General features: G+C 62.2%; 13 protein-coding genes. 12 read left to right on the forward strand and 1 reads right to left on the reverse strand.

What is annotated here, in order from left to right; translation table 11 throughout:
* Nucleotides 1–3: 3 nt before the first annotated feature.
* Nucleotides 4–2580 (forward strand): fimbria/pilus outer membrane usher protein, encoded by a 2577-nt coding sequence (locus M2361_RS26820; RefSeq protein ID WP_259252826.1) that lies wholly within the window; start codon nucleotides 4–6, stop codon nucleotides 2578–2580.
* Entirely contained in the window at nucleotides 2577–3530 is a 954-nt protein-coding gene (locus M2361_RS26825; protein WP_259252827.1) for a fimbrial protein, read from the forward strand. Before M2361_RS26820 ends, M2361_RS26825 begins: the two co-directional genes overlap by 4 nt.
* 73 nt (nucleotides 3531–3603) lie before the next feature.
* Here M2361_RS26825 and M2361_RS26830 read toward each other — a convergent pair whose 3' ends face one another.
* On the reverse strand, nucleotides 3604–5376 hold the full coding sequence (locus M2361_RS26830) for a M61 family metallopeptidase (protein WP_259252828.1): 1773 nt from the start codon (nucleotides 5374–5376) through the stop codon (nucleotides 3604–3606).
* A gap of 39 nt (nucleotides 5377–5415) precedes the next feature.
* Between M2361_RS26830 and M2361_RS26835 the strand changes: the two genes are divergently transcribed.
* From M2361_RS26835 to atpD, 10 genes are all read left to right on the forward strand, one after another.
* A complete protein-coding gene (locus M2361_RS26835) occupies nucleotides 5416–6192 on the forward strand; it encodes an enoyl-CoA hydratase (RefSeq protein ID WP_050446775.1) in 777 nt (258 codons plus the stop codon).
* A 253-nt stretch (nucleotides 6193–6445) separates the two neighbouring features.
* A complete protein-coding gene (locus M2361_RS26840; RefSeq protein WP_259252829.1) occupies nucleotides 6446–7999 on the forward strand; it encodes a DUF1254 domain-containing protein in 1554 nt (517 codons plus the stop codon).
* A gap of 481 nt (nucleotides 8000–8480) precedes the next feature.
* Nucleotides 8481–8906 (forward strand): ATP synthase subunit I, encoded by a 426-nt coding sequence (locus tag M2361_RS26845; RefSeq protein WP_404976459.1) that lies wholly within the window; start codon nucleotides 8481–8483, stop codon nucleotides 8904–8906.
* 87 nt (nucleotides 8907–8993) lie between these two features.
* A complete protein-coding gene (atpB, locus tag M2361_RS26850; RefSeq protein ID WP_006227276.1) occupies nucleotides 8994–9875 on the forward strand; it encodes a F0F1 ATP synthase subunit A in 882 nt (293 codons plus the stop codon).
* Between the two features lie 117 nt (nucleotides 9876–9992).
* Entirely contained in the window at nucleotides 9993–10235 is a 243-nt protein-coding gene (gene atpE / locus M2361_RS26855) for a F0F1 ATP synthase subunit C (RefSeq protein ID WP_003815363.1), read from the forward strand.
* A gap of 144 nt (nucleotides 10236–10379) precedes the next feature.
* A complete protein-coding gene (locus tag M2361_RS26860) occupies nucleotides 10380–10850 on the forward strand; it encodes a F0F1 ATP synthase subunit B (RefSeq protein ID WP_006227275.1) in 471 nt (156 codons plus the stop codon).
* Nucleotides 10851–10862: 12 nt separating this feature from the next.
* A complete protein-coding gene (locus tag M2361_RS26865) occupies nucleotides 10863–11402 on the forward strand; it encodes a F0F1 ATP synthase subunit delta (protein ID WP_100853366.1) in 540 nt (179 codons plus the stop codon).
* A gap of 28 nt (nucleotides 11403–11430) precedes the next feature.
* Complete coding sequence (gene atpA / locus M2361_RS26870) at nucleotides 11431–12972, forward strand: F0F1 ATP synthase subunit alpha (protein WP_006217061.1); 1542 nt, start codon at nucleotides 11431–11433, stop codon at nucleotides 12970–12972.
* Nucleotides 12973–13070: 98 nt separating this feature from the next.
* Entirely contained in the window at nucleotides 13071–13976 is a 906-nt protein-coding gene (gene atpG / locus M2361_RS26875; protein ID WP_259252832.1) for a F0F1 ATP synthase subunit gamma, read from the forward strand.
* Nucleotides 13977–14018: 42 nt separating this feature from the next.
* Entirely contained in the window at nucleotides 14019–15422 is a 1404-nt protein-coding gene (atpD, locus tag M2361_RS26880; protein ID WP_100853365.1) for a F0F1 ATP synthase subunit beta, read from the forward strand.
* The last annotated feature ends 3 nt before the right edge of the window (nucleotides 15423–15425 follow it).

A 15425-nucleotide genomic window follows, 5' to 3' on the forward strand; every position in this document is an offset into this window, starting at 1 on the left:
GCCGTGTATCGTCACGTACGGTTGAGCAGCGCATTCCTGCTTTTTTCCGGTTTGTTCAGCGCCACGCTCCAAGCGCAGGAACCCGTTGAGTTCAATCCTGCGTTCTTTGGTGGACGCAACGGGAAGGCGGTCGATTTGTCGCGCTTTCAAGGCGGCAATGCCCTGACGCCCGGGGTCTATCAACTGGACCTGTACCTGAACGGCAACCACGCCGGGCGGCAGCAGGTCCGGGTGCGCGCGGCTGATTCGGCCACCACGCTTGCCACCACCGCGGCGCATGCCGACGCCCAACCCTGCCTGCCCATGAAGGTGTATGAGCGGATCGGCGTCAACATCCCGCTGCTGAATGCGGAGCAGGCCGTGTCAGTGTCCGACGAACAATGCGTGGGGCTGGACGGCCTGCCGCCTTCCAGCCGCTTTGAAGTGGACATGTCAGAGCTGCGCGCCGATCTTTCCATTCCGCAGATCTACCTGAAGGCGGTGGTGCGCGGCTATGTTCCGCCCGAAGAATGGGACGCGGGCATCGATGCCGGTTTTCTGGGGTATGGCATCAACCTGTCGTCCAACCGCTTTGGCAACCGCACCGAGCGTCAGTTCTTCAGCAGCGCGAACGCGGGCTTGAATCTGGGCGACTGGCGCTTTCGGCACAACGGGTCGTTCAGCTATACCGATCGGCCGGGCGCTATCCAGCGCAGTCGTTATCAGGCATTAAGCAGCTATGCGCAGCGTGATGTGACCGCGGCCAGCGCGCAACTGACGCTGGGGCAGTTCTACACGCCCGGCAATCTTTTTGACAGCGTGCCGTATACGGGCGTCCAACTCAGCAGCGACGAACGCATGTTGCCGGACTCGATGCGCGGTTTTGCGCCGGTGGTGCGTGGCGTGGCCGATACCACGGCCAAGGTGAGTGTGCGCCAGGGCACCAACCTGTTGTATGAAACGACCGTGTCGCCCGGGCCTTTTGCCATCGATGATCTTTACAACACCGGTTACGCCGGGGATCTTGACGTGACCATCACCGAAGCGGACGGGCGAACCAAACAGTTTGTGGTGCCCTATGCGTCGGTGGCTCAGCTGTTGCGCCCGGGTAGTTCGCGTTTTAGCGTGACGGGCGGACGGTATCGCGATGACACGCTGGATGCGCCGCCCGCGTTCTTGCAGGGAACGTATCAGCGCGGGTTGTCCGATACGGTGACGGGCTACGGTGGCGTCATCGCGGCGCAGCAGTATCGGGCGATTCAGGGCGGCGTCGCGTTGAGTACGCCGCTGGGTGCGTTGGCGGCCGACCTGACGCAGTCGCACGCCACAACGAAATCAACGCGCAACCCGGCTAGCGGGCGCAGTGTGCGGCTGAGCTATAGCAAACTGGTGGAGCCTACATCGACGAACTTCAGCGTGGTGGCGTATCGGTTTTCCAGCGAAGGCTATCTGAGCCTTGGCGAATTTGCACGCCTGCGCGAATCGCGCGGCACGGTGGCGTATGGGGGCAAGGAGCGCAGCCGCCTCCAGTTCAACGTCAGCCAACCCCTGGGCGAAGGCTACGGACACGTGACGCTGTCCGGCGTGGCGCAGAACTACTGGAACCGCCACCAAAGCCGCGATACCAGCTACTACGCCAGCTACTCCAATGGCTACGCTTGGGGCAGCGTCAATATCAGCGTATCGCGTACGCAGGACCAGGGCGGCCGCTTTGGCAACCAGTATCTGCTTAGCCTCAACCTGCCATTGGGGCGTGGGCCGAACTCGGCGTATCTCAGTACATCGTTGAACCTTGAAGGCAACGGCAAGCGCAGCACCAACGCGTCGGTCAGCGGATCTGCCGGGGATAGCGGGCAGTTCGGCTACAACGTGTACGGAACGTATAACCGCACCGACGGCCAAGGCAGCCGCAACCAGGGCGGCAGCTTGCGCTATGACACGGCACACGCGAACTACACCTTGTCGGGCAGCGGCGGCAGCGGCTATCGACAGTTCGGCGCAGGCATGCGCGGCACCTTGATCGCCCACGCGGGAGGCATCAACGCGACCCAGGCGCAGGGCGAGACGATGGCGGTGCTTGAAGCGCCCGATGCCTACGGCGCGGGAATTGTGTCGGGCTCGCGCGGGCGCATCGGCAGTAACGGTTATGGCGTCATGGCGGGCCTGATGCCGTACCGCCGCAACGAGGTCGCGCTGGATCCCAAGGGCACGTCACGTGATGTCGAACTGGAAATCACGTCGCAGCAGGTCGCCCCGCGCGCGGGGGCGGTCGTGTTGTTGCGTTACCCCACCGTGGCGGGTCGGCCGATCTTGTTGAAACTGGTGCGTGACCACGGTGCAACCATACCCATGGGCGCGGAAGTCATCATCCTGGGTATCGACGCCGTCACGCTGGTGGGCCAGGGTGGCCGGGCCTTTGTGCGCGGCTTGCAGGGGCAAGGGCAGTTGGCGGTCAGGTGGGGAGAAGGGGTCGACCAGCAATGTCAGGCCATCTATCAGGTGGACGAGCAGGCGGCGTCCGAAGACGCGCATTACTACCCGCAGTTGGAGTTGCCGTGCACGTCCGTCCAGCAATTTTCCCCACAGGATTCGGCATCATGAAAATAACGTTGCGACTGGCGGTTTTTGGGTTCGCCCTGCTGATGTCGGCGGGACGCCCGGTTTGGGCGGCATGTACCGGACAGTCCCTGACGACGACCATTACCGCGCAGCACTTGAAAGAAATGAAGCCACCGCGCGACGCGGCGATAGGCAGCACGATCTACAAGAAAACGATCAACGAGGGGATTGCCTATCTCCAGTGCAACACCGTCGGCGAGCGGTTCGAGTATGGTTTGCAGGCGGGTGCGAAAGCGGTGCCGGGCTACAAAAACGTGTACGAGAGTGGCATTCCGGGCATTGGCATGCGCATATTCTGGACGCACGAAGGGGGTGTGTATATGAACTACCCCCGATATGGTTTTAAGCTCGGAAACTACAAGTATTACCCGCCGCAGCATTTCGAGTTCGAACTCATCAAGATCGGCCCCATCAAATCCGGCGTGTCCTTCGCGCATCGCGCTGATGTTTATTACGGCGCGCTGCGCAGCAATATGGTGGTCTTCAGCAATGTGGCTTACGAGGTCAACAGCAGCGGCTGTACGGTGGTCGACGGGCAATTGGTAGAGGTGGAACTTCTTACGATCAACAACCGTCACCTGGGTCATCGCGGCGCCACGGCCGCGGACAAGGCGTTTAACATCAAGCTGGACTGCGATCAAGGCGTCAAGGTGGCCTATCGGATTGATGCGGACGGCACGCCGGAACACGTCATCAAGAACGCCCAAGGGGGCGATATGGCGCGGGGCGTCGGCGTGCAATTGCTGCAGGGCGATCTCGGCAGCAATGTCGTCCAACCGCTTGCGACCCGTACTGAGTTCACAACCACCGTGACGACGGTCGATAAGGAAAGGCTGACCATCCCGCTGGTAGCGCGCTACTACCAGACCGATGACACCCTGGTGGCGGGAAAAATCAATGCCACGGCCACCGTGACGCTGTTCTACGAATAGGGATCAGTGGCAGGGCAGTGATTGGGGAGGGCCAGTGACCGGAGCGGGCCGATAACACGGCCCGTCCGTTTTCCTACACCGTCAGCACGCAGTCCAGCGCTTCGGGCGCGTTCAGCTTGACGCGGAACGCGCGCAGCTCGTCGCGCCGGAACACGTGCACCGTCACGCGGTCGCCTGGCAGATACTGCGACAGCAGCATATCCAGGCCGGCCGGTGATTCCACGCGCAGCCCGTCCAGCGCCACCAGCACGTCGCCCGCTGACAACCCACCCTTGTGGCCCGCGCCGCCTTCCAGCACCGTGGCCAGCATCACCGTGTCACCTTGCTTGCGGGGGCGTACATCCAGAGTCGGAATGTTCATCGCCGTCTTCCAGCTCAGCGTGATGCCTTGATCGGCCAGCAGTTCGGCCAAGGGCACATCCGCCGTGCCGTAGGCATGGCGCGCGATGAAGCGGCGGGTGTCGACGCCGGTGGCTTCCCGGATCAGGCCGGGCAGCGCGTCTTCCGCCAGGCCTTGCGGCTTGCCTTGATAAAAGTCGCGACCGTAGCGGTCCCACAGCAGGCGCATCACGTCGTCCAGCGAATGCGCGTTGGCGCTTTCGCGGCGGATCAACAAGTCCAGCCCCAATGCCACCAGCGCGCCCTTGGTGTAATAGCTGACCAGCGCGTTCGGCGAATTCTCATCTTGCTTGTAATAGCGCGTCCAGGCGTCGAACGAGCTTTCCGCCACGGATTGCTTGGCGCGGCCCGGGGTGCGGGCCACGCTGGTAATGGTCTTGGCCAGCAAGCGCAGATATTCCGTCTGCGTGATGACGCCGGAACGCAGCAGCAGCAGGTCGTCGTAATAAGACGTGAAGCCTTCGAACACCCACAGCAGGCGGGTCAGGTCGGGCTGCTCCAGATGGTAGGGCGCAAAGGCCTGCGGCTTGATGCGCTTGACGTTCCAGGTGTGGAAGTACTCATGGCTGACCAGCCCGAGGAACCCGCGATAGCCTTCGCCCTGGCCTTGCTGGCCCAGCACGGGCAGGTCCTTGCGCGCGGTCATCAGCGCGGTGCTGGCGCGATGCTCCAGGCCGCCGTAGCCGTCGCCCGTGATCATCGTCATGAAGACGTAGCGGTTGGAACTGTCCAGGAAGGGCGCGCGCTTGGTGCGCGGTTCGAAGAATTCAATCTGCGTGTCGCAAATTTTCTTTACGTCGGTCGCGATGCGCGCCAGGTCCAGATTGGGCGCAACGCCGGTGAAGACCAGTTCGTGCTCGGCGCCGTGGGACGTAAAGCGGGCAACCTGCGGCGTGCCCATTTCCACCGGATGGTCGATCAGCGCGTCGTAGTCGGGTGCCTGATACAGGCCGAAGCCGTGGCGGCGTGCCGCGCCGCGCTGGCCGGCGGCTTCGGGCAGGCTGGTGTAGACCTTCCAGCCGTCGATGCCGCGCGGGGGCGCAAGGTCCACCAGGCAGGGCAGGTGATCTTGCCCATGCACACGCAGGAACACGCTGGTGCCATTGAAGAAGCCGTGGGTTTCGTCCAGGTGCGCGCCGCGTACCGACAAGTCCCAGGCGTACACCACGTACTCCACCCGCAGCGGGCCGTCGGTGGGGGCGACCTGCCAGGTGTGGTTGTCGATCTTGTCGACAATCACGCGGCGCGAGCCCGCGTGGGCCGTTACGGATTCGATCTGGCGCGAGAAGTCGCGGATCAGGTAGCTGCCCGGAATCCAGGCCGGCAAAGACAGGCGCTGGCCGTCGGGCGAGGGCGTGTCGATCGTTAGGGTTATCCGGTAGCGGTGTCCGGCCGGGTCATGGGGCGTCAGGCGGTAAAGTACGGGGCAAGCGTTGTCTTTTTTCATGCTCGTATCTTATTTCATACTTCCTACTGGAGACATTCAATGAGCGAGTCGTTTGTACTGGTCGAAACCCGGGGCCGCGTCGGTCTGCTGACGCTGAACCGCCCCAAGGCGCTCAACGCGCTGAACGATCAACTGATGGATGAGCTCGGCGCGGCGCTGCTGGCGTTCGAGGACAACGCCGACATCGGCTGCGTGGTCATCACCGGCAGCGAAAAGGCGTTTGCCGCGGGCGCGGACATCGGCGCCATGAAAGACTGGTCGTACATGGACGTGTACGGCAGCGAATACATCACCCGCAACTGGGAAACCCTGAAGCGCATTCGCAAGCCCGTGATCGCCGCCGTGGCCGGCTACGCCTTGGGCGGCGGTTGCGAACTGGCCATGATGTGCGACATCATCATCGCCGCCGACACCGCCAAGTTCGGCCAGCCCGAAATCAAGCTGGGCGTGATTCCCGGCGCGGGCGGCACGCAGCGCCTGCCGCGCGCGGTGGGCAAGGCCAAGGCCATGGACCTGGCCCTGACCGCCCGCATGATGGGCGCCGAAGAAGCCGAACGCGCCGGCCTGGTGTCGCGCGTGGTCGCCGCCGACAAGCTGATGGAAGAAGCGCTGGACGCCGCCACCGTCATCGCGTCGATGTCTTTGCCGTCCGTCATGATGGCCAAGGAATGCGTGAACCGCGCGTTCGAAGGGTCCTTGAACGAAGGCCTGTTGTTCGAGCGCCGGGTGTTCCATTCCCTGTTCGCCACGGAAGACCAGAAGGAAGGGATGGCCGCATTTACCGAAAAGCGCAAACCGGACTTCAAACACCGTTAAGGCTTGTTACTGCCGCAAAACGCTTGCGGATCTGTCGCAGAAAGCCCAGCGCGCCGACTCCGGCGCGCTTTTTCATGGGCGCGAGGGTGTTGCACGGCCGTTGCGCCTTGAAACGTCTGGGCAGCACCTTGTTGCAGGCTTCTTCCCTATGCTGGTTAGGCGTCATCAAGAGGTGCCGCGCCAGAGCGGCTTGCCCCACTGGCAAGTCCCGCGCGGCGGCTCGCTAGCAAACAAAATCAAGAAGGAGCCTTGCATGCGTACATTTATTGCTCGCCGCCGGTGGTCCACCGCGGTGCTCGCCGGTGCCTTGAGCGCCTGCGCCATGACCGCCACCCAGGCTCAAGCGCCGCAGTCCACGCTGCGGCTGGTCTCTGAAACGCCGTATCCGGCGTCGTCCGCGCCCGCCCCGCAAATGAGCGAACAGGAACTGCGCGACACGGCGATCGACGCCTACGTCTACGCCTATCCGATGGTGCTGATGGAACTGGCGCGCCGCAAGGCCACCGCCGTACAGACGCCTCTGGATGGCCGCGCGCCGGTCAACCAGTTCGGCCACAAGACCGCTTTCCCGGATCCGCGTGCCGCCGATACCCCCTGGCCCAGCGCCGACGCGCTGTATTCCAGCCTGTGGTTCGACGTGTCGCAAGCGCCCTTGATCGTGAACCTGCCTGATACCGGCGGCCGCTATTCGGTGCTGTCGGCGCTGGATATGTGGAGTGACGTGTTCGCCTCGCGCGGCACGCGCACCAACGGATCCGGCGCGCAGTCGTTCGCCATCGTCGGCCCCAACTGGCAGGGCAGCGTGCCCGCCGGCGTCGACGTCATCCACAGCCCTACCTCCACGGGTTGGCTGATCGGCTGGACGCAGGCCAAGGGCCCGCAGGACTATGCCGCCGTCAATCAGATCCAGGCAGGCATGACGGCATCGCCGATGATGGCGCCGATGGCCGCGACCCCGTCATCGCGCAACCGCAACGCCGGCAACGCGTATCCGCAAACCGGCTCGCGCGTGGGCTCGGCGCCCATCGGCAGCGGCTTGCCCATGCCGATGCCGGTGACGGTGCCCGACGGCACGCCGGCCGAACAAGCCGCCAGCATGGACGCGGCCTCGTTCTTCACGCTGTTCTTTGATGTGATGCGCAACAACCCGCCGCACGCCAACGACACGCCGATTCTTGACCGCATGCGCCGCATTGGCCTGGATAGCCGTCAACCGTTCTCGTACGGACGCCTGAGCCCGGCCGTGCAGCAGGCGCTGGCCGACGCGCAGCCGATGGCGGGCCGCCGCATTGCGGATGGGGTGTCGCGCCTGGGCACGCCGATCAATAACTGGAATACCGTGCTGTCGGGCATCGGCACCTATGGCACCGACTATTCGCGCCGCGCCGCGATTGCCTATGCGGGCTTGGGCGCGCCCACGCCGGAAGACGTGCTGTATCCGGTGACCATGTCGGACTCCAAGGGCCGCCAGCTCGATTCGAACGAAGACTACGTGCTGCATTTCGACAAGGGCCAACTGCCGCCGGCCAATGCGTTCTGGTCGTTGCATGTCTATAACGACAAGCATGGCTTTGCTGAAAACCCCGCCAACCGCTACGCGCTGCGCAGCACCGACGACCTGAAGTACAACGACGATGGCTCGCTGGACATCTACATCCAGCGCCGGGATCCGGGTGACAGGAAGCGTTCGAACTGGGTCAGCACGCCGGCCGCCGACGGCAAGTTCCTGTTGAGCATGCGCTTGTATTGGCCGCAGGACACGGCGCTGGACGGCCTGTGGGCCCCGCCGCCCGTCAAGGAAGACTGATCTTCGGCGTGGGTTAGCACCGCCCACCGGAACCAAAAGCGGCCCTTCGATGTAGGGCCGCTTTTTCGTGCCCAGGCCGCGCTGCGCAAGGCTTGCGCAGCCGGCGACCAGCTCTGGTTCGCGTCCCTAATTTCGATGTTTGCCGGGACGTTGCGCGCACCTTACAAACTCCCGAAAGTTCATTTGCTTGGGCAAAAAGATTCAAGCTATACTCTGCGGGTTTGACGCTTGCGGGATAAGAACACGTGGCGGCCGGGTAGATAAAAGTAGTTGAAAGACACTACTTTTGTGCAGGCTAAGCCGGTTCTGACAGGGGCAAGAAGTAGCGGGGTGTTTGATGCATGAGCCAATGCAAAACTCGATGCAAAGCACGGTGCGGGACTCATTACGAGACACGGCACAAAGTGCACAGCAACGAGGGTTGTCGGGCCAGGGCGGTAAAGAGGGTGGAGTTGGCGGTGGTGGCATCAATAGTGATGGCATCCTCGATGACGACATCAAGGTCCTGGTTCTAAGCGACGCGGATCGCGTGGCGCTGAATGCTCAGGCAAGCCGCGGTCTCCTGTTGGCACTGGCGGCGCAAGGCGCCATGGGGCTCGCAGCAGCGGTAATTGCGGGAGTTGTCGGAGGGGCGGCGGCTGGTTGGTCGGCGCTGGCGGGGGCGGGAGCGTATTTCATACCCAATGCATTGTTTGCATTGCGCCTGGCTGTCAGTGTTCGGGCCGGTAAAGCCAATCCCTTTACCTTTCTCTCTGGTGAGTTGATCAAGTTGTTCGCAACCGCATTGCTGTTGTGGATGCTTTCGCGTGTGGCACAGGACAGTCTGGTTTGGCCTGCCGCATTGCTGGGTCTGATACTCACATTGAAGGGTTATCTCTTGCTCTTGATGTTCCGCAAGTTGTCTTAGCGCCGAGCAGTAAGTAGCGGCAAACGTGATCGTGGAATCGTCCGACTCGCAAGGGTTCGGGCATACAGCAAATAGGGTAGGATTCAAATGGCTGCTGCCAGCGACGTGTCGCCTCAGTCCGCGTATATTCAGCATCACTTGGTGCATCTGAACAATACCGGTGAAAAACAGAGCGCAATTGCTCAGTTCGACATCATCAATTACGACTCGTTGTTCTGGTCCGGCCTGATGGGTCTGATCGTCATTTTCTTTCTGTGGCGCGCTGCTCGCCGCGCCACCAGTGGCGTGCCGACCCGCTTCCAGGCTTTCGTGGAAATGATCGTCGACATGGTCGACGACCAGGCCAAGGGCATCGTCCACAACGCCAAAAGCCGTCTTTTCATCGCCCCGCTGGCGCTCACCGTGTTCCTCTGGATCATCCTGATGAACGCGCTGGACTTGCTGCCGGTTGACCTGTTGCCCTCCATCTGGCGCCTGACCGGCCTGGGTGCCGAGCACGGCGATCCCCTCTATTACCACCGCATTCTGCCGACGGCCGACCTGAACGTGCCGATGGGCATGTCGCTGGGCGTGCTGCTGCTGATGTTCTATTACGGCATCAAGATCAAGCACCCGGGCGGCTTCGTCAAAGAACTGTTCACCGCGCCGTTCCATGCGCATGGCCTGGGCGCCGTTGTGCTGGCCCCATTCAACCTGCTGCTGAACCTGATCGAATACGCCGCCAAGTCCGTGTCGCTGGGCATGCGGTTGTTCGGCAACATGTTCGCCGGCGAACTGATTTTCATGCTGATCGCCCTGCTGGGTGGCGCCTGGACCGGCTTTAACGGCGCCAGCATCGGCTTGGGAATCGGCCACATCCTGGCCGGCTCCATCTGGGCGATCTTCCACATCCTGATCGTCCTTCTGCAGGCCTTCATCTTCATGATGCTGACGCTGGTTTATCTCGGCCAGGCACACGAAGGCCACTGATCCCCCGAATTTCTTGCGCTGGCCACCCGGCCAGCGTGGGATAGCAAGATTATCTTGCATTGAGCTGTACCCCTTATTTTCAATTTTTGACTTCAGATTTCTAACCAAGGAGTTGTCATGACCAACGTCGCTTTCGTTGCCCTCGCTTGCGGTCTCATCATCGGTTTGGGTGCTATCGGCGCTTGCATCGGCATCGCATTGATGGGCGGCAAGTATCTGGAAGCTTCGGCTCGTCAGCCTGAGCTGATGAACGCTCTGCAAACGAAGATGTTCCTGCTGGCCGGCCTGATCGACGCGGCATTCCTGATCGGCGTGGGTATTGCCATGCTGTTCGCCTTCGCCAACCCGTTCGTCGGTTAAGGCAGCGCCCGCCGGCGAATAGGCGGGTCATGACGTTGGCGGCGATGTGGGCAACAGCCCCGTCGCCGGCCAGCAAAGTATCGAGTGCTCCGTGACGCCCCTTTCCGGGTGCGGTCGGAGCCGCAAGGTGTTAAAGGAACGACCGTGAATCTGAACGCGACGATCATTTTCCAGATGCTCGTGTTCTTCGTTCTGGGCTGGTTCACGATGAAATTCGTGTGGCCTCCTCTGACGAAGGCGATGGACGAGCGCCGCCAAAAAATCGCCGACGGCCTTGCCGCCGCCGAGAAGGGCAAGGCCGATTTGGCTCAAGCCCAGGCGCGTGTCAGTCTGATCGAGGCTTCTGCCAAGTCCGAAAACCACGCCCGCATCATCGAGGCCGAGAAGCAAGCCGCCTCCCTGATCGAGCAAGCCCGCCGTGAAGCGGAAGCTGAACGCGCCCGTATCGTGGCTCAAGCCGCTCAGGATGCCGCGCAGGAAGTCCAGCGCGCTCGTGACTCGCTGCGCGACGATGTTGCCGCGTTGGCTGTCAAGGGTGCTGAACAGATCCTCAAGCGCGAGGTTGACGCCCGCGCCCACGCCGAGCTGCTCAACCAGCTTCGCGCGCAGCTTTAATCCGGGACCGTCATGGCTGAACTTTCCACTGTTGCCCGGCCCTACGCTGAAGCGCTCTTCAGCGCAGCGCGCGACGACAAGGCCGGCTTGCCGGCCTGGGCCGACCTGGTCAGCGAAATGTCGCAGGTCGCCTCCAACCCCGACGTGCGCGAGGCCATGGCCGACCCGCGTCTGGGCGATAAGCAGCGCGTCGAGCTGTTCTCCGGCCTGATCAAGGCCGAACTGCCGCAGGCCGCCCGTAATTTCATCGAGCTGCTGGTCGAAAACGACCGGCTGCTGCTGCTGCCCGACATCGCCTCGCAATTCGTGGTGCTGCGCAATCGTCACGAGGGCACGGCGCAGGCGGAAATCACCAGCGCGTTCGAACTGAGCGACGCCCAGGTCAAAGACCTGGTCGACGCGCTCGAACAAAAATTCGGCCTCAAGCTCAAGCCCAACGTCACCGTCGACCAGTCGTTGATCGGCGGCGTGCGCGTGGCTGTCGGCGACCAAGTGCTCGATACTTCCGTACAAGCCCAATTGGTCCGCATGCGCGATCAGCTCGCCGCTTAAGGCAACTAACAGGATTCCAGGAGTCAATATGCAACTCAATCCCTCCGAGATCAGCGAACTGCTCAAGAGCCGCATCGAGGGCCTGGGCGCTTCGGCTGATGTCCGTACTCAGGGCACCGTCGTGTCCGTGACCGACGGTATTACCCGCATCCACGGCTTGTCCGACGTGATGCAGGGCGAAATGCTCGAATTTCCCAACAACGTTTTCGGTCTGGCGCTCAACCTCGAGCGCGACTCCGTCGGCGCCGTTATTCTGGGCGACTACACCGGCATCTCCGAAGGCGACCAGGTCAAGACGACCGGCCGCATTCTGGAAGTTCCGGTTGGTCCGGAACTGAAAGGCCGCGTGGTCAACACGCTGGGCGAGCCGATCGACGGCAAGGGCCCGGTCAACGCCAAAGAAACCGACATCATTGAAAAAGTGGCGCCTGGCGTTATTGCCCGTCGCTCGGTGTCGCAGCCGCTGCAAACCGGCGTCAAGGCTATCGACTCGATGGTGCCGATCGGCCGTGGCCAGCGCGAGCTGATCATTGGCGACCGCCAAACCGGCAAGACCGCTGTCGCCGTCGACACGATCATCAGCCAGAAGGGCAAGGGCGTCACCTGCGTGTACGTCGCTATCGGCCAGAAGGCTTCCACGATCAACAACGTGGTGCGCAAGCTGGAAGAGCACGGCGCGATGGAATACACCATCGTCGTGGCCGCTTCGGCTTCGGACTCGGCCGCCATGCAATACCTGGCTGCCTACGCCGGTTGCACGATGGGCGAATACTTCCGCGATCGTGGCGAAGACGCCCTGATCGTCTATGACGACCTGACCAAGCAAGCCTGGGCCTACCGCCAAGTGTCGCTGCTGCTGCGCCGTCCGCCGGGCCGTGAAGCCTACCCGGGCGACGTGTTCTACCTGCACTCGCGTCTGCTGGAACGTGCTGCCCGCGTGAACGAAGACTACGTCGAAAAGTTCACCAACGGCGCCGTCAAGGGCAAGACCGGTTCGCTGACCGCACTGCCGATCATCGAAACCCAGGCAGGCGACGTGTCCGCCTTCGTTCCGACCAACGTGATCTCGATCACCGACGGCCAGATCTTCCTGGAAACCGACCTGTTCAACGCCGGTGTCCGCCCCGCAATCAACGCCGGTATCTCGGTGTCGCGTGTGGGTGGCGCTGCTCAGACCAAGGTCGTCAAGAAGCTGTCCGGCGGTATCCGTACCGACTTGGCGCAGTACCGTGAACTGGCCGCCTTCGCGCAGTTCGCTTCCGACCTGGACGACGCCACCCGTCGCCAGCTGGAACGCGGCAAGCGCGTGGTCGAACTGCTCAAGCAGCCGCAATACCAGCCGCTGCAAGTGTGGGAACTGGCCGTCACGCTGTACACGGTCAACAACGGCTACCTGGATGACGTGGACGTGGCCCAAGTGCTGTCGTTCGAGAAGTCGCTGAAGGATCAACTGAAGGCCAAGCATGCGGCCATGATCCAACGCATCGAAGACACCAAGGAACTGTCCAAGGACGACGAGGCCGAACTGGCCACCGCCGTTCAGGAATTCAAGAAGCACGGTGCTTTTTAAGAAAGTGATGGGTTAGGCGTCTGCAACGCCTCACCCGTCCTTACCGGATGGTTGAGGCGTGAGCGGAACCCATCGGCCAGTCTTCACAGGAAAGCGCAATGCCCGGAATTAAGGAAATCCGAACCAAGATCAAGAGCGTGCAAAACACGCGCAAGATCACCAAGGCGATGGAAATGGTCGCCGCATCCAAAATGCGCAAGGCGCAGGAACGGATGCGTGCTGGTCGTCCGTACGCTACCAAGGTGCGCGAGATTGCTGCGCACCTGATGCAGGCCAACCCCGAGTACAGCCACCCGTACCTGGTCGAACGCGAAATCAAAGCGGTCGGCGTGGTCATGGTGACGACTGACAAGGGTTTGTGCGGCGGCTTGAACACCAACATCACTCGCGTGACGTTGGGCAAGCTGAAAGAGTTCGAGAAAAACGGCATCGCCGTGCAAGCGACCGCTTTCGGCAACAAGGGCGTGGGTGTGCTGACCCGTATCGGCGCCAAACTGGTGTCCCAGGAAGTGCAACTGGGCGACAAGCCGCAACTGGACCGCCTATTGGGCGCGATCAAGGTGCAGCTGGACGCCTACCTGGAAGGCCGCATCGACGCGCTGTACGTGGCTTCGACCCGCTTCGTCAACACGATGAAGCAGGAGCCGTTGTTCTTGCGTCTGCTGCCGTTGGCCAGTGGTTTGGACGATCCGTACCAATCGGGCGCCGAGAGCCTGGCCAAGACGTCGGAAGTGAAGTCGGACTACAGCTGGGATTACATCTACGAACCCGACGCCCGTAGCGTGATCGACGACCTGCTGCAGCGTTACGTTGAAGGCCTGCTGTATCAAGCCGTGGCTGAGAACATGGCTTCGGAGCAGTCGGCCCGGATGGTCGCCATGAAGGCGGCGTCGGACAACGCCAAGAAGGTCATCGGAGAGCTGCAACTGGTCTACAACAAGACCCGTCAGGCCGCGATCACCAAAGAAATTTCGGAAATCGTAGGGGGCGCTGCCGCCGTTTAAGGCAGGCAGCTCCCATCTAAAGCTATCAAGCAAGGAATCGACATGAGCAACGGAACCATCGTTCAGTGCATCGGCGCCGTGGTGGATATTCAGTTCCCCCGCGATCACATGCCCAAGATCTATGAGGCGCTTACCCTGGCCGACGACGAGTCCTCCTCGTTCGCCGAAAAGGGCCTGACGCTGGAAGTGCAGCAACAGTTGGGCGACGGCGTGGTGCGTACCATTGCGCTGGGCTCCAGCGACGGCCTGCGCCGCGGCATGAAGGTCACGGGCACTGGCGGCCCGATCTCGGTGCCCGTCGGCACCGGCACGCTGGGCCGCATCATGGACGTGCTGGGTCGTCCCATCGACGAAGCCGGTCCGATCCAACACGAAGAAAAGCGTGGCATCCACCAACCGGCTCCCCGTTTCGACGAACTGTCGCCGTCGGTGGAACTGCTGGAAACCGGCATCAAGGTTATTGACTTGGTCTGCCCGTTCGCAAAGGGCGGCAAGGTCGGCCTGTTCGGCGGCGCCGGCGTGGGCAAGACCGTGAACATGATGGAACTCATCAACAACATCGCCAAGCAGCACAGCGGTTTGTCGGTGTTTGCCGGCGTGGGTGAGCGTACCCGCGAAGGCAACGACTTCTACCACGAAATGGAAGAGTCGAACGTTCTGGACAAGGTTGCGATGGTGTTCGGTCAGATGAACGAACCCCCGGGCAACCGTCTGCGCGTGGCGCTGACCGGCCTGACGATGGCCGAGAAGTTCCGTGACGAAGGCCGCGACATCCTGTTCTTCGTGGACAACATCTACCGCTACACCCTGGCCGGTACCGAAGTGTCCGCACTGCTGGGCCGTATGCCGTCGGCCGTGGGCTACCAGCCCACGCTGGCTGAAGAAATGGGCAAGCTGCAAGAGCGCATCACGTCGACCAAGACCGGTTCGATCACGTCCATCCAGGCCGTGTACGTTCCCGCGGATGACTTGACCGACCCGTCGCCTGCCACGACCTTCCAGCATTTGGACTCCACCGTCGTGCTGTCGCGTGACATCGCTTCGCTGGGTATCTACCCGGCCGTGGACCCGCTGGATTCGTCCAGCCGCCAGCTCGACCCTCAAGTCGTCGGCGAAGAGCACTACGCGGTTGCCCGTGGCGTGCAGCAAACGCTGCAACGCTACAAGGAACTGCGCGACATCATCGCGATTCTGGGCATGGACGAACTGTCGCCGGAAGACAAGCAGGCCGTGGCCCGCGCGCGTAAGATCCAGCGCTTCCTGTCGCAGCCGTTCCACGTTGCTGAAGTGTTCACCGGCTCGCCCGGCAAGTACGTTCCGCTGGCCGAAACCATCCGTGGTTTCAAGATGATCGTGGAAGGCGAGTGCGATGCACTGCCGGAACAGGCCTTCTACATGGTCGGTTCGATCGACGAGGCCTTCGAGAAGGCCAAGAAACTGCAATAAGGA

Origin of the sequence: Achromobacter sp. JUb104, from assembly GCF_024806975.1 — a bacterium.
Taxonomy (GTDB): Bacteria; Pseudomonadota; Gammaproteobacteria; order Burkholderiales; family Burkholderiaceae_B; genus Achromobacter; species Achromobacter spanius.

Excerpts from the sequence above, each read along its gene's own strand:
- M2361_RS26825 (WP_259252827.1), top strand. The coding sequence starts at position 2,577 with ATGAAAATAACGTTGCGACTGGCGGTTTTTGGGTTCGCCCTGCTGATG.
- M2361_RS26830 (WP_259252828.1), bottom strand. The coding sequence starts at position 5,376 with ATGAAAAAAGACAACGCTTGCCCCGTACTTTACCGCCTGACGCCCCAT.
- M2361_RS26835 (WP_050446775.1), top strand. The coding sequence starts at position 5,416 with ATGAGCGAGTCGTTTGTACTGGTCGAAACCCGGGGCCGCGTCGGTCTG.
- M2361_RS26840 (WP_259252829.1), top strand. The coding sequence starts at position 6,446 with ATGCGTACATTTATTGCTCGCCGCCGGTGGTCCACCGCGGTGCTCGCC.
- atpB (WP_006227276.1), top strand. The coding sequence starts at position 8,994 with ATGGCTGCTGCCAGCGACGTGTCGCCTCAGTCCGCGTATATTCAGCAT.
- atpE (WP_003815363.1), top strand. The coding sequence starts at position 9,993 with ATGACCAACGTCGCTTTCGTTGCCCTCGCTTGCGGTCTCATCATCGGT.
- M2361_RS26865 (WP_100853366.1), top strand. The coding sequence starts at position 10,863 with ATGGCTGAACTTTCCACTGTTGCCCGGCCCTACGCTGAAGCGCTCTTC.
- atpA (WP_006217061.1), top strand. The coding sequence starts at position 11,431 with ATGCAACTCAATCCCTCCGAGATCAGCGAACTGCTCAAGAGCCGCATC.
- atpG (WP_259252832.1), top strand. The coding sequence starts at position 13,071 with ATGCCCGGAATTAAGGAAATCCGAACCAAGATCAAGAGCGTGCAAAAC.
- atpD (WP_100853365.1), top strand. The coding sequence starts at position 14,019 with ATGAGCAACGGAACCATCGTTCAGTGCATCGGCGCCGTGGTGGATATT.